Raw genomic sequence first — 13,977 nt, forward strand, 5'->3', positions numbered from 1 at the left:
CGAGCCCGACCTCTGACCTGTTGACGCGCGTCAGGCGCGGCGGTAGGAAGGAGCAGTTTCATATCTGATATCTGATCGTCCCGGTCCCTGGTCCCACCGGAAGGACAGCGAACGACAATGGTGTCGAGATCGTTCACCGCCGCTCTGGTGAGCGCGCTCCTCGCGTTGACCGTCGTGGTCAGCCCCGCTTCGGCGGGACGGGCGACCACGCTGCACGTGTCACCGGGAGGCGGCGGGACGTGCGCGGACCGCTCCCCCTGCTCGATCGCGCAGGCGCAGCGGAAGGTGCGCGAACTGGCCCCGTCCATGCGCGGCGACATCGTGGTGAGCCTGGAGGGCGGCACGTACGCGCTCGGCGCGCCGCTGACGTTCACCGCCGCCGACTCCGGCACGCACGGCCACCGGGTTCGCTGGGAGGCGGCAGGCGGCCGCACACCCGTGCTCAGCGGCGGCGTGCCGATCTCGGGGTGGACCAGGGGCGCGGGGAACCTGTGGAGCGCCAAGGCCCCGGCCGACCTGAGGACCCGGCAGCTCTACGCCGACGGCGTCCGGCTGACCCGTGCGGGCGGCACGGCTCCGGTGGGGCTGACGCAGACGGCCACGGGCTACACGGCCGCCGACAGCTCGATGGCGTCGTGGCGCAACCCCGGCAGCCTGGAGTTCGTGTTCGCCGACGGGCACGGCTCGTGGAGCGAACCGCGCTGCGCCGTGGCCGGGATCAGCGGCACGACGATCACGATGCGGCAGCCGTGCTGGGACAACATGGACCTCCCCTACGGTCCCCGCGGGCCATACGGCGACAACCCGCACGGCGGGTTCCCGACGTTCCCCACCGACGCGCGGCCGAGCCTGGTCGAGAACGCGTTCGAGCTGATCAGCGACGGCGAGTGGTACCTCGACGACACCACGCACGTCCTGTACTACCAGGCGAAGCCGGGCGAGGACCCGCGCCGGACGAGGTTCACCGCGGCGAAGCTCGACGGGCTGCTGCGCACGACCACCACGGCTGACGCGCCGCTGCACGACGTCACGTTCCAGGGCCTGGAGTTCGCCCACTCCACGTGGTTGCGGCCCGCGTCCGACGAGGGTTTCGTGGAGATGCAGGCGAACTTCACCATCACCGGCGTCGGCGGCTCGAAGTCGCAGGGGCTGTGCGGCTACTCCGAACCGAAGGGCACGTGCCCGTTCGCGTCCTGGACCCGGCCGGACGCCGCCGTCGACCTGACCGGCACGAAGGACGTCGAGTTCCTGGACAACACGTTCCAGCACCTCGGCGGAGCCGGACTCGGCTTCCAGCACGGCGTGGTCGGCGCCGTGGTGCGCGGCAACACCTTCACCGACATCTCCGGCATCGGTCTGCTGCTCGGCTCGGTCGACAACCCGCTGGCCGAAGGCGACGCGTTCCCCACGGGCAACACGATCGACAACAACCGCCTGCACCGCACGGGTGTCGAGTTCACCGGGGCGCCGTCGATCGTCGCCGGGTACACGCGCGGCACGACCATCACCCACAACGAGATCTCCGACGTGCCGTACAGCGGGATCTCCGCCGGGTGGGGCGGGTGGCGGACCAACTCGACGTTCCCCGACGAGAACCCGAACCACAACGGGGACAACGACATCTCCTACAACCTGGTGTACCGCAACATGCTCGTGCGGTACGACGGCGGCGCCGTGTACACCAGCGGGCCGCAGGGCCGGAGCTACGAGCACGGGCTGACCGTGCGGGGCAACGTGAACTTCAGCGGCGCCAAGACCGCCAACACGATCTACAACGACGAGGGCGGCGACTACGTCACCATCACCGGCAACGTCCAGTACAACGACACCGGTGGCTTCAACGGCGGCTGCTCGACCACGGGTCACCTGCGCCGCGAGGACAACTACCGCGTCGGCACGCTGAACTCGTTCGGCTGCGCGCCCGCGCCGGTCGGCAACGAGGACCTGGGCGGCAACAAGCTGATCGGCCAGAACCCGCAGGCGGGCGAGGTGCCGAACGAGGTGCTCGCCGCCGCCGGACTCCAGGGCGGGTACCGCGAGCTGACCACGAGGAGCGCGCCCGTCGTGGCGCTCGCCAGTCCGACCTGCACCGAGAACATCCTCATCTCCGGCTCCGGCTTCACCCCGCAGGCGAAGGTCACCGTCGCGGGCAGGGCGGTCCGGCCGGTCTTCGTGTCCTCCAACCACCTGACCGTGAAGCTGCCGAAGAACTCCAGCGGTGGCGCGGTGTCCGTCACGACCCGTTCGGGCACGAGCGCGGCCGACGTGGACGCCACGACCACGCTGTGCCGCGGGCTGAGCACCACGTCGAGCAACGTCGGCGTCACGTCCGACGACAACACGGGGCCGGGCAACGTCGACGGCTTCGGCTACACGTACTCCGCGGAGGCGCTGGCCACCAAGGGCGTCGTGCCCGGCGGGCCGTTGCGGTGGAACGGGATCACCTACACCTGGCCCACCGCGTCACCGGGCACCCCGAACAACACCCTCGCCGCCGGGCAGACCGTCGGCCTGATCGGCTCGTCGCCGACGCTGGGCTTCCTGCTCACCAGCACCTACGCCACCTCGGGCAAGGGAACGGTCAACTACACCGACGGCACCACGCTGGACTACACGGTCGGAGCGCCGAACTGGGCCGAAGCGCCGCCGGACGGGGTCACGCCGGTGATCACGACGCCGTACCGCAACGCGCCGAACAACGGGCGGGACAACAGGAGCGTCTACGTCTTCGCGGCCGAGGTCGCGCTCGACCCGGCCAAGACGGTGAAGTCGGTGAAGCTGCCGCAGGTCGGCTCCGAGGTGGGTGTGGACGTGCCCGCGCTGCACATCTTCGCGATGGCGTTGGCGGGCAGTCCGAACCTGGCGCGGGGCAAGCCCGCCGTCGCGTCTTCCGAGGCCTACGGCGGCGCGGCCTCGCGGGTCGTCGACGGTGACACCAACGGCGTGTTCGGCAACAACTCGGTGAGCCACACCAACGAGGACCAGAACGCCTGGTGGCAGGTCGACCTCGGGGCGTCCGAGCCGATCTCCGCGATCAACGTGTGGAACCGCACCGACTGCTGCACCGCGCGGCTCGACGACCACTGGACGTTCGTGTCCGAGCAGCCGTTCGACACCTCGCTCACCCCGGAGCGGCAGTCCCGCGAGGCCGGGGTCTGGTCGAGCCACCACACCGGTCCGGCGCCGGTCGTGACTGTCGAGAAGCCCGGTGTCCGCGGCCGGTACGTGATGTTGCAGTTGTCCAAGAAGGACTACCTGACGCTCGCGGAAGTCGAGGTGCACGGCGGGAAACCGGCCTCGGACGGTGACTGGGTCGGCACGTGGGGGACCGCTCAAGCCGCGCCGATCGTGGGCTCGCAGGGCTGGTTCACCAACGAGACCATCCGCAGCGTCGTGCACACGAGCGTCGGCGGCACGGCGGCGCGGGTGCGGTTCTCCAACAGGTTCGGCACCGGCCCGCTGGTGCTCGACCACACGTCCATCGCCCTGCGCGCCAACGCCGAGAACGCCGACGCGGTCGAGGGCTCGGTGCGCGCGCTGACGTTCAGCGGACGCCAGGGCGTCACCATCCCGGCCGGGGCGGAGATCCGGAGCGACCCGCTCGACTTCACCGTGCCGGAGGACGCGGACCTGCTCATCAGCACCCACAGCTCGTACGCGGCCGGGCCGGTGAGCTACCACCCGTCGGCGCAGCAGACGTCGTTCCTGAGCAACGCGGGCGACTTCACCATGGACACGTCCGGCGCGCGGTTCGACCGGAGGACCGGGTCCTGGTTCTACGTCGAGGACGTCGACGTGCGCGGGTCGCGGGCGCTCGGCACCGTCGTGGCGCTCGGCGACTCCATCACCGACGGCGGCTACTCGACCACCGACGCCAACCACCGCTGGCCGGACTACCTGGCGGACCGGATCAACAAGCTTCCGGCCACCTCCCGGCTCGGCGTCGTGAACTCGGGGATCAGCGCGAACCGCCTGCTGCTCGACGGCGGCGAACTCGCCTACGGGCGCAGTGCGTCAGCACGGTTGGACGACGACGTGCTGAACCGCGCGAACGTCCGCTCGGTGATCCTGCTGGAGGGCGTCAACGACCTCCACCAGGACCCCCGGCAGGCCGATCCGCGGAAGTTCGCCGACGGGTACCGGGACCTCGTCACCCGGCTGCACGCCAAGGGGATCAAGGTGTTCGGCGCGACCATCACGCCCATCAAGGGCTGGGGCGCCTACACCGAGTCCATGGAGGCGACGCGCGGCGCGGTGAACGAGTTCATCCGCACCGGCGGGCTGTTCGACGGCGTGCTGGACTTCGACGCCGCGCTGCGCGACGAGCGGGATCCGTTGAGGCTCAAGGCCGAGTACGACTCGGGCGACCACCTGCACCCGTCCGACGCGGGCAACGCCGCACTCGCCGCCGTGGTCGACCTGAGCAGGCTGTAGCGCTCACGACCAGCGGATGTCCTCGGTGCTGGAGAGCGGCGCGCGGTCCGCCGCCTCCAGCACCTCGGGAGCCGTGACCTGGGCGCCGTGCAGCGCCCGGTCGAACTCGAGCCCGGTCCGCCGCTCCAGCTCGGCGAGCGTCACCTGGAAGACGCGGAACTCGTCCAGGTCGAGCGCTTCGAGCTGGTCGAGGTTCTGCGTCAGCAGGAACGCGCTGGTCTTCAGCACGCCCGCCTCGACGAACGTGATGACCTTCCAGAACTCGCGTGGCAGGGCCACCCCGCGGAAGACCCGGTCGTCGGCGCCGAACACCGGGCCGCCGCTCACCGACACGCGCAGGCCGTCCACCTCGACGTCGGCGTACAGGGCGTCCTCCAGCCTGCCCCACAGCCCGTTGCGGGCGCTCTGGTTGAAGTCGTCCATCTGCGGCGTGATGTTGGTGAAGTAGAAGGAGTCCGTGTTCGCCTTGGTCGCGGTGGCCTTCGACCCCCAGAGCAGGTCGGCGCGGCGGGCGAGGTGCCCGCGGTCGAGCCGGTTGTTCTGGTACAGCTCGTCGCCGACCTGGAACTCGGCGGGCACGCGGGGGTCCTTGACGAACGGGATGCCGCTGCGGTCGAGCTTCCGGATCGAGCCGCCGTCGACGTTCCACGCCACCCACAGGGCGAACCGGCGGGACTTGCTCATGGCCAACGAGAAGTGCGTGTAGTCGATCCGCTCGGTGCCGCCGACCAGCACGGCGTCGTCCACAGTGGACGCGGTCAGCGCGGGTGTCCCGACGCGGGTGCCGAGGAAGTCGACGTCGAAACCCGCGGGCACCGCCTCGGTGGGGACGGGCGGCGGGTCGAGGGTGATCTCCAGCTTCTCGAACACCGAGCGGGGCAGGCACGCCAGCGAGTGCTCGTCCGGATCGCCACCGCCCTCGCCCGCGAAGTGCAGGCCCGCCAACACCTTGCTCGGACGGCCGTTGCCGAGCTTGAACACCCAGGCCGCGCCCGAGTCGCCGCCGGAGCTGATCTCGCCGTCGGCGGGCTTGTTCCGCTCGTCGACACCGATCTCGAAGCCGCCGATCTCGCACTCGCCGGCCGTACCGCCGTAGTCGATCTTCACCAGGGTGTCGACCCGCCGCACGACCCCGTGCGTGACACCGGTCGTCCGGCCGCTCTTGACGACCTTGTCGCCCAGTTCGGGCTCACCGATCTGGTTGACCGCGACGCCCAGTTCCATCGCGGTCGTGTCGTACTCGCGGTCCTCGATGGACGCGATGGCGCAGTCGCCCGCCTTGCCGAGGTAGGAGCGCACCAGCCTGCCCAGCCGGTTGCGGTCGATCCGGTTGTCGTCGTGCGGGCCGGGCTGCACCACGTCCTCGCCCAGCGCGCCCCTCGACCCGTGCAGCACGTGCCAGTTGCTCAGCACGTACGGCGTGCCGTCGGCCCTGTCGTAGACGATGCAGCCGATCGTGCCCGCGCTGACCTTCACGTGGCCGACGCTCGCACCGGGCGCGATCGGGTCGACGCGGGTCTTGCGCTCCACCGCGGCGGCTTCGGACACCACCCTGAAGTCCGGTTTGTAGTCCCGTTGCAGGACGTCCGTCGGGACTTCGACACCGTCCACGACGATCACCGACGGCAGTTCGACGGTGCCCAGCGCCTCCAGTTGTTCCGGCAGCGCCTTCTGCCGCACGGTGAACTGGACGGAGATCTCCTTGGTGGGCTTGCCGTCCTGGTGCTTGTAGCCCACGCCGATGGACGACACGTTGCCGTCGCGCAGGAAGTCGGAGCCCTTGGCGCGGATGAACCGCCGCAGCGAGACCATCAGCTCGTCGCGGCCCTTGGCGGACTTCCTGGGGGCCATGGGGCACTTCCTCTCCGATCACCTTGCTGTCGCCCGGTGTCGGAGGGGTGTTAGCCCTGTCGCGCGCGGCTCACCCGAACAGCCCAGGCTCCACGCGCACCGCGACGATCGGCCGTTCGCCGGTCGTGCACGACGCGGAACTGTTGACGCTCCAGCGGTACCGGCTGAACCCGCCGGTGGCGTCGGAGGCGTAGAACATCATGTGCCCGTAGCCCGCGCCGGTGTGCTGCGTGGACCCGTCGACGATCCGGCTGTCCGGGAACGCCGGGTAGTCACCCACCCCGAACACCCCGTGCGGCTCCGACGTGCAGTCCACGACCTCCACCGCGTACTGCGTCTCGCCCTCGAACGAACTCCGGCCGTCGTAGACCTCCTTGACCTCCCGCACCATCACGATGTGCCCCGTGTTGGTGCCCTGGTCCTGGCGGAAGTCGATCGCGATCAGGTCACCGGGCCGCAGGTCCGCGACCTCGGCGACCACGGCGAAGTGCGGCACCCCGCCACTGGCGAAGGCGTTCAGGTAGCCCCGCGCGTACGGGCTGCGCGACCCGAAGTGCTTCGCGAAGAACCACCGCGTGGCCCACCTCGGGTAGGCCCGCCGCAACACGGCCGTGATGAACGACGCGCACTGGCTCTGGTTCACCCAGCTCTCGGGAACCCCGCGCCTGCCCCACCTGACCACGTTCCGCTGCGCCGGGTCCTTGTAGGTGTTCCGGCCGACGGGGAGGTTGTCGATCAACCGCTCCGCCACGACCAGGTGCGCGGGCCGCCCGTCAGCGGACCGGTCCACAGCGCTGTGGAGAGCCGCCCGAGTGCTTCTCATGGTGGACCACGATAGGTGCGGGGGACGGGGTGCCCGGCGTCCGGGGTTCGTGATCGCGCCAGGTCGCTGTCCGCCCCCGCACCGCCGGTCACACCGCGGAGACCGCCATGAAGACCGCGACGACCAGCGTGAACATGGTCAGAACCGTCGTGATGCCGCTCATGGCCTTGCCCGCCGAGATGAGCAGGCTGGACATCACGCCGATCAGGTTGCGGAGCAGGCGGGAGAGGCCGAGCACCACGATCATGGCGCCGATGAGCCCCATCAGGATGAACGGGCTCCAGTTGGTTGACTGGGTTGCCTGGGCTGTTGCTTGAAGTGTGTGCATCGGTGCCCCCATGGTAGATGGACCTGGTGGGACTTTCAGGTGGGTCACTGAACTTCAGTGAAGTTTCAGCAAGTTGACTGTATGGGGTGACGCGGGCCACAGCAAGACGAAATAAGTGACAAAAGCTGGTCTATGACCGATCGATCAGTCTGTGAACGACTTCGGATGGCGCGATCCAGGCAGGAGATCCATCATGTATCTTGCTCACTTCAGTACATGCGCTGAACTTCACTGAAGGGTGTTGGCACGTGCCTGCCGACCGTCCGCCGCAAGCGCTCGCGCGTCGCCTGAGGGCGTTGCGCGTGGAGCGCTGGCCAGGCCTCTCCATCACCCAGGGCCAGTTGGCCGCGGTGTTCGGCGCGAGCACCCCGCTGCTCTCCTCGTGGGAGAACGGCAAGGTGCCGCCCCCGGCCCGGCTCGCCGCCTACGCCACGTTCTTCGCCACGAAGCGCTCGGTCGAGGGCAAGACCTACCGGGTCCTCGACGAGTCCGAGCTGACCGCCGCCGAGACCGAGGTCCGCGAACGCCTGCTCGCCGACCTGCTCGGCCTGGCCGAGTCCGGCGCCTCGGTGAACCCCGGCCGGGGGTTCTGGTACTTCCCGGACTCGCACATCATCACCATCGTCGTCGCGAAGCTGCCCGCCGAGGAGGTGCCGCGGACCCCGTTCACCGACCCGGCGAACCCCGACTACGTCGAGCTGTACTCCTACGCCGACCTGGACTCGCTGATCGAGCTGCACGGCCACATCCGGTCGGTGAACCCCCGCAGCGTGGTGCACTTCCGCACGGCCGACGCGCTCAGCGAGGACGACTACACGACCCACCTGGTGCTGCTCGGCGGTGTGGACTGGAACATCGCGACCAGGGCCGTCATCGACCAGACCGAGGTGCCGGTGAACCAGGAGGGCCGCCCGAACGTATCCGACGTCGGGGGGTTCGAGGTCGTGGAGGACGGGAGGACGACGGTCTTCTCGCCCGTGTTGGCCGATGGGGAACTGGTCCAGGACGTGGCCCAGTTCTACCGGGGCCTCAACCCGTACAACAGGAAGCGCACGGTCACCATTTGCAGCGGGATGTTCGGTCGCGGCACCCTCGGCGCGGTTCGGGCGCTGACCGACTCGAAGTTCCGCGACCGCAACGAGGGCTACCTCAAGCACCGGTTCGACGGACAGGACGCGTACAGCGTGATCACCAGGGTCTCGGTGGTGAACAGGAAGGTCCTCACCCCGGACTGGACGCTGTCCGAGAACGTCCTGCACGAGTGGTCCGAGGAACACCGGTGAAGCAGAGCGGTGACCACACCTCGCTGCTGGCCAGTGTGGACGGACGGGTGGCGGACGTGGACGCGCTGATCGTCCCGACCAACCGGACGCCGCCCTACCTCCGCACGGTCATGGGCCTCGCCCGCGACGTCGACAGCCACCTCCTGGTCCTGTGCAGCGGGCGCGCCGACGCCGGGAGCACCCTCAGGCTCGCCGAGGACTACGGCGTCGAGGTGACCGCGATCGACGTGGACCACGTGCGCCCCGACGTCCTGCCGAGCTTCAGGACCACCACGATGCTGGCCAGCCAGCGGTTCGAGCGGAAGACGGACACGAGCCTGAAGCGGAACCTCGGACTGCTGTTCGCGAGGTCCGCGGGCTGGGACCGGGTGGTCTTCCTCGACGACGACATCCGGGTCCCGGACCCGCAGGACCTCGCCAGGGCCGCCGGACTGGTCGACGACTACGCCGGGGTCGGCCTGGAGATCGGCGGCTTCCCGGACAACTCGGTGGTCTGCCACGCCTACCGCGCGGTCGGCGGGTTCCAGAACACGTTCGTCGGCGGTGGCGCGCTGGCGATCGGCAGGCGGTCGATGACCTCCTTCTTCCCGAACGTCTACAACGAGGACTGGTTCTTCCTGCTGGACGACGACGGCCTGCTGCCGACCGCCGTGACGGGCCGGGCCGAGCAGAAGCCGTACGACCCGTTCGCGAACGAGCTGAGGGCGCGTGTCGAGGAGTTCGGCGACTGCCTGGCCGAAGGCGTCTTCGCGCTGCTGGACGACGGCCGTCCGATCACCGACGCCGACGCCCGGTACTGGCGCGACTTCCTCGAGAGCCGCCGCGAGCTGATCACCGACGTCCTCGACAAGGTCGAGCTGGCCCGGCGGAGCCCGGCGGACACCCGGCTCATGGTCGCCTCGCTGAAGGCCGCGCGCGGCCGGTGCCTCACCATCACGCCCGAGCTGTGCGTGGACTACCTGGACGCGCTGCGGCAGGACCGCCAGGTGTGGCGGGCGTTCGTCGAATGGCACCCGGCGGGAGATGGGTCGCGGGCGGCTCTGACCAGCCTGGGGTTGTCCGCTGCCGCCAAGGTCACCGTGCGTCGGAAGGCCCCGGCCCTCGTCAGGTAGACCCGACGGTGTTCATGTGGCGAGACGCTCATCCACGCACCGTGACCAGCCATTAGGCTCGGTGGTGCGGCCGGCTGACCGGGCGTGAGGCGGAGCCTGGAGGCAGTGCATGACGTTCACCGAGGGGCGGCAGAAGTGGCTGACCGTCGCCGAGGAGTTGGCGACGGCGTTGCGCGTCGACGCGGCTGAGCGCGATCGGCTCGGCGAGTCGCCGGTGCGGGAGCTGGAGCTGCTGAGGCAGTCCGGGCTGCTGACGATCCCGGACTGGGGCACGCAGCAGGCCGTGACCAGGGTGATCGGTGCCGCGGACGCGAACATCGGGCACCTGCTCGGGTACCACTACCTGCAGATCTGGCGCAGCGGGCTGTTCGACACGCCGTTCGAGACCGGTGACAACCTGTTCTGGGCCGGGGTCAGCAACCCGCTGGACGCGGCGCTGCGGTTGACGCCGGTGGACGGCGGGTTCGTCGTCGACGGGCGGAAGACGTTCGCCACGGGGGCCGCGCTCGCGGACAAGCTGGTCGTCAGCGCGACCCGCGAGGACAACGGCGAGAAGCTGACGTTCCTGCTCGACGGCGGCGCGCCCGGCCTGTCGTTCGCGGGTGACTGGAACAACATGGGGCAGCGCCTCACGGCCAGCGGCGGCGTGGTGTTCGAGAACGTCCCCGTGCCCGCCGCGAACGTGCTCGGCGCGCAACCCGACGGCGACGGATCGCCGCGGTTGTCGTTGGCCGCGCTGGGTTTCCAGCTCGTGCTCGCCCAGCTCTACGTCGCCATCGCCGAAGGCGCGCTCGGCGAGGCCGCTCGCTACACGCGGTCGACCACGCGGCCGTGGTTCCTCAGCGGCGTCGACACCGCCGCGGCCGACCCGTACGTCCTCGCCACCTACGGCGAACTCGTGGCGCAGGTCGAGGCCGCGGGGCTGCTCGCCGACCACGCGTCCGAGGCGCTGCTGGCGGCGTCCGACGCGGGTACGGCGCTGACCGTCGACCAGCGCGGCGCGACGGCCGCCGCGATCTCGTCGGCGAAGGTCTTCTCGACCAGGGTCGTCAACGACACCACGAGCAAGGTGTTCGAGCTGTGCGGGGCCCGCGCGACGGCCTCCGGCTACGGCTTCGACCGGTTCTGGCGCAACTCCCGCACCCTGACCCTGCACGACCCGGTCAGCTACAAGGCGCGCGAGGTGGGGGAGTACTTCCTGACCGGCGGACGGGCACCGTTCACTGGGTACAGCTAATGGAGCCGGTGCTCGCGAACAGCGTCCGGCTGGAGGCCGACGGGGTGCACGTCCTCGACCGCCGCGACTTCCCGTTCGAGCGGAACTGGGTCCGCTGCGAGACGGTCGAGGACGTGGCCAAGGCCATCGAGGACATGGTCACGCAGTCGTCCGGGCCGTACTTCGCGGTGCTGTGGGGGATGGTCCTCGCGGCTCGGGAAGCCGGGGCGTTGCCCGCGGCGGACGCCCGCGCGCACCTGGGCCGGGCGGCCGAGCGGCTGGAGAACACCCGCCGCACCAACAACCACCTGCGCAAGGCCGTCGCCGCGGTGCTGGCGGCCGTGGACGCGGCGGGCCCGACCACCGGCACCGCCCTCGAAGCCGCCGCGCTGGCGGGCGCCGAGGCGGGTGACGAGCGCTACCGGTCCCGCAGCCGGGCGCTGGGCACCTCCACCGCCGCGTTGCTGCCCGACGAGGCCTGCGTGCTCACGCACTGCTGGGCCGACCTGTACCTGACGGAGACGGTCGCCGCCGCTCAGCGGGCTGGCAAGCGATTGCGGTTCATCTGCACGGAGACCCGTCCGTACCTCCAGGGGGCCCGGCTGACCGCGGAGACGCTGGCCGAGATGGGCGTGGACACGACGGTCATCACCGACGGCATGGGAGCGGCCGTGCTCAGTTCCGGCGAGGTGGACGCGCTGGTCACGGCGGGGGACCGGGTGACGATGGACGGGCACGTGGTCAACAAGGTCGGCACCCTGGGCCTGGCCGTGGCCGCGCGGGCGTTCGACGTGCCGTTCCACGCGCTGGTGCAGGCCCCGGACCGGTTGGCGCCCACCGCGGCCGACGTGCCGATCGAGTACCGCGACGGGGCCGAGGTTCTGTCCACGCTGGGGCGGCGGACCGCCAGCCTCCGGGTGCGCGGGCACTACCCGGCGTTCGACGTCACGCCGCCGCGGTTCGTCACGTCGGTCGTCACCGACCGGGGTGTCTACGCTCCGGACCAGTTGGCCGACTACTACCTAGGAGAACAGCGGTGAACACCCCGACGTGGGTAGTCCTGGACATCGAGGGCACCCTCAGCTCGACCGACCAGGTGCTCGTGGTCCTCTACGACTACGCCCGCCCCCGCCTCGGCCCGTGGATCGACGAGCACCCCGACGACCCCACCGTGGTCGAGGCGGTGGCCCAGGTCCGTGACCTCGCGGGCCTCCCCGCCGACGCCACGACCGCGGACGTCGTCACCGTGCTGCACGACTGGATGACCCGCGACCAGAAGATCGCGCCGCTGAAGGTGTTGCAGGGTCTCATCTGGCAGCGCGGGTACGCCGTGGGGGACCTCGTCGCGGAGTTCTTCCCCGACGTCGTCCCGGCGCTGAAGTCGTGGCACGACAACGGTTCCCGCCTGGCGGTCTTCTCGTCCGGCTCGGTCGCCGGGCAGGTCGCGTTCTTCGCGCACACCACCGACGGCGACCTGACCCCGTTGCTGGAGCACCACTTCGACACCGTCAACGCGGGCCCGAAGCGCGAGGAGCAGTCCTACAAGACCATCGCGGACGTGCTCGGAGCGGCTCCCGAGGAGATCGTGTTCTACTCCGACGTGCCCGCCGAACTCCACGCCGCCGCGGCGGCCGGCTGGGGAACCGTTGGGGTGGCCCGGATCGGCGAGCCGTACGGCGAAGCCGACTTCACCCCGCACAGGACGGTCCGCACCCTCCCGTGAACCTGGACGATGCCGGTCGGGCCCTGGCCGCCGAGTGCGCCCGGTACACCGCCATGGGCTGGATGCGCGGGACTTCCGGCAACCTGTCGGTGGTGCTGGACCGCGACCCGCTCCGGCTGGCCGTCACGGTCAGCGGCAAGGACAAGGGCGAACTGACGTCGGACGACGTGGTGGTGGTCGACGCCGCCGGTGAGACCGCCGACCCGGTGAAGATCCCCTCGGCGGAGGCCGGGCTGCACGGTCGCATCGCGGCCGTGTCCGGCGCGGGCGCGGTGGTCCACGTCCACGCCATGGCCCCGGTGGTCGCGGGGGAGCACTGGCCGGACGGCGTTCCGCTGCGCGACCTGGAGATGCTCAAGGGGTTCGGCCGGGCCGCGCACGACGACGACGTGCTGATCCCCGTCGTGCCGAACTCCCAGGACATGCGGGTGCTGGGGGACGCCTTCGAGGCGGGCTACCGCGCGGACACGCCCGCCTTGATCGTGGCCAGGCACGGGGTGTACGTGTGGGGGGACGACCTGCGCCAGGCCAGGCACCGGGCGGAGTGCCTCGACTGGCTGCTCCGCTTCACCGTCGAGACGAGGAGGGCAATCCCATGACCCTGCTGACCGTGTGGCCCGACTCGGACCCGACCGAGGTCCTCACCCGGACCAGCGCGCCCGCCGAGATCGCCGTGGAGCTGATGCGGCTCGGTGTGCGCTACGAGAACTGGCCGGTCGTCGACGGGCTGCCGCCGACGCCCACGTCCGAGGAGGTGCTGGCCGCCTACCGCCCGCACGTGGACCGGGTGGTGGAGACCGAGGGGTACGTCCTCGTGGACGCCATGCACATGACCCCGTCCGACGACCCGGAGTGGGTGGCGAACGCGGCCGCGGCGCGGAAGAAGTTCCTGGCGGAGCACACCCACGACGACGACGAGGACCGGTTCTTCGCCCGTGGCGCGGGCGTGTTCTACCTGCACGTGGAGGGCAAGGTCTACGGCGTCCTGTGCGAGGCCGGGGACCTGTTGAGCGTTCCGAAGAACACCACGCACTGGTTCGACATGGGGACCACGCCGGACTACATCTCGATCCGGTTCTTCCACGACGACGACGGGTGGGTGGGGAACTTCACCGGCAGTCCGATCGCGGAGGGGTTCCCGACGTTCGACGTGTTGATGGCCGGTCATCGGGGCTGAGACCGCTTCCTCCGCCGCCCCGTCCCGTAC

Annotated in this window: 11 protein-coding genes; 8 read left to right on the forward strand and 3 right to left on the reverse strand. The window is 70.3% G+C overall.

The window, feature by feature from the left end:
• Positions 1-117: 117 nt before the first annotated feature.
• On the forward strand, positions 118-4,434 hold the full coding sequence (locus NZH93_RS03950) for a GDSL-type esterase/lipase family protein (protein WP_259621519.1): 4,317 nt from the start codon (positions 118-120) through the stop codon (positions 4,432-4,434).
• Positions 4,435-4,437: 3 nt separating this feature from the next.
• Here NZH93_RS03950 and NZH93_RS03955 read toward each other — a convergent pair whose 3' ends face one another.
• From NZH93_RS03955 to NZH93_RS03965, 3 genes are all read right to left on the reverse strand, one after another.
• Entirely contained in the window at positions 4,438-6,285 is a 1,848-nt protein-coding gene (locus tag NZH93_RS03955; protein WP_259621520.1) for a DNA/RNA non-specific endonuclease, read from the reverse strand.
• 70 nt (positions 6,286-6,355) lie between these two features.
• Positions 6,356-7,108 (reverse strand): hypothetical protein, encoded by a 753-nt coding sequence (locus NZH93_RS03960; protein WP_259621521.1) that lies wholly within the window; start codon positions 7,106-7,108, stop codon positions 6,356-6,358.
• A gap of 88 nt (positions 7,109-7,196) precedes the next feature.
• Positions 7,197-7,436 (reverse strand): hypothetical protein, encoded by a 240-nt coding sequence (locus NZH93_RS03965; RefSeq protein WP_259621522.1) that lies wholly within the window; start codon positions 7,434-7,436, stop codon positions 7,197-7,199.
• A 248-nt stretch (positions 7,437-7,684) separates the two neighbouring features.
• Between NZH93_RS03965 and NZH93_RS03970 the strand changes: the two genes are divergently transcribed.
• The 7 genes from NZH93_RS03970 (at position 7,685) to NZH93_RS04000 (ending at position 13,947) form a co-directional block, all read left to right on the forward strand.
• A complete protein-coding gene (locus NZH93_RS03970; protein WP_259621523.1) occupies positions 7,685-8,719 on the forward strand; it encodes a helix-turn-helix domain-containing protein in 1,035 nt (344 codons plus the stop codon).
• A complete protein-coding gene (locus NZH93_RS03975) occupies positions 8,716-9,831 on the forward strand; it encodes a hypothetical protein (protein WP_259621524.1) in 1,116 nt (371 codons plus the stop codon). The genes NZH93_RS03970 and NZH93_RS03975 overlap by 4 nt, the downstream gene beginning before the upstream one ends.
• A 109-nt stretch (positions 9,832-9,940) precedes the next feature.
• The gene (locus NZH93_RS03980) at positions 9,941-11,068 is read left to right on the forward strand and encodes an acyl-CoA dehydrogenase family protein (protein WP_259621525.1); all 1,128 of its coding nucleotides are present in this window, start codon (positions 9,941-9,943) and stop codon (positions 11,066-11,068) included.
• Positions 11,068-12,087 (forward strand): s-methyl-5-thioribose-1-phosphate isomerase, encoded by a 1,020-nt coding sequence (locus NZH93_RS03985; protein WP_259621526.1) that lies wholly within the window; start codon positions 11,068-11,070, stop codon positions 12,085-12,087. Before NZH93_RS03980 ends, NZH93_RS03985 begins: the two co-directional genes overlap by 1 nt.
• Entirely contained in the window at positions 12,084-12,770 is a 687-nt protein-coding gene (gene mtnC, locus NZH93_RS03990; RefSeq protein WP_259621527.1) for an acireductone synthase, read from the forward strand. The genes NZH93_RS03985 and mtnC overlap by 4 nt, the downstream gene beginning before the upstream one ends.
• On the forward strand, positions 12,767-13,369 hold the full coding sequence (gene mtnB, locus NZH93_RS03995) for a methylthioribulose 1-phosphate dehydratase (protein ID WP_259621528.1): 603 nt from the start codon (positions 12,767-12,769) through the stop codon (positions 13,367-13,369). The genes mtnC and mtnB overlap by 4 nt, the downstream gene beginning before the upstream one ends.
• The gene (locus NZH93_RS04000) at positions 13,366-13,947 is read left to right on the forward strand and encodes a 1,2-dihydroxy-3-keto-5-methylthiopentene dioxygenase (RefSeq protein WP_259621529.1); all 582 of its coding nucleotides are present in this window, start codon (positions 13,366-13,368) and stop codon (positions 13,945-13,947) included. The genes mtnB and NZH93_RS04000 overlap by 4 nt, the downstream gene beginning before the upstream one ends.
• Positions 13,948-13,977 lie beyond the last annotated feature (30 nt).

The sequence above is a fragment of the Umezawaea endophytica genome (assembly GCF_025061645.1).
Classification (GTDB): Bacteria; Actinomycetota; Actinomycetes; order Mycobacteriales; family Pseudonocardiaceae; genus Umezawaea; species Umezawaea endophytica.

Coding starts and splice junctions, on each gene's coding strand:
- NZH93_RS03950 (WP_259621519.1), top strand. CDS start 118: ATGGTGTCGAGATCGTTCACCGCCGCTCTGGTGAGCGCGCTCCTCGCG.
- NZH93_RS03955 (WP_259621520.1), bottom strand. CDS start 6,285: ATGGCCCCCAGGAAGTCCGCCAAGGGCCGCGACGAGCTGATGGTCTCG.
- NZH93_RS03960 (WP_259621521.1), bottom strand. CDS start 7,108: ATGAGAAGCACTCGGGCGGCTCTCCACAGCGCTGTGGACCGGTCCGCT.
- NZH93_RS03965 (WP_259621522.1), bottom strand. CDS start 7,436: ATGCACACACTTCAAGCAACAGCCCAGGCAACCCAGTCAACCAACTGG.
- NZH93_RS03980 (WP_259621525.1), top strand. CDS start 9,941: ATGACGTTCACCGAGGGGCGGCAGAAGTGGCTGACCGTCGCCGAGGAG.
- NZH93_RS03985 (WP_259621526.1), top strand. CDS start 11,068: ATGGAGCCGGTGCTCGCGAACAGCGTCCGGCTGGAGGCCGACGGGGTG.
- NZH93_RS04000 (WP_259621529.1), top strand. CDS start 13,366: ATGACCCTGCTGACCGTGTGGCCCGACTCGGACCCGACCGAGGTCCTC.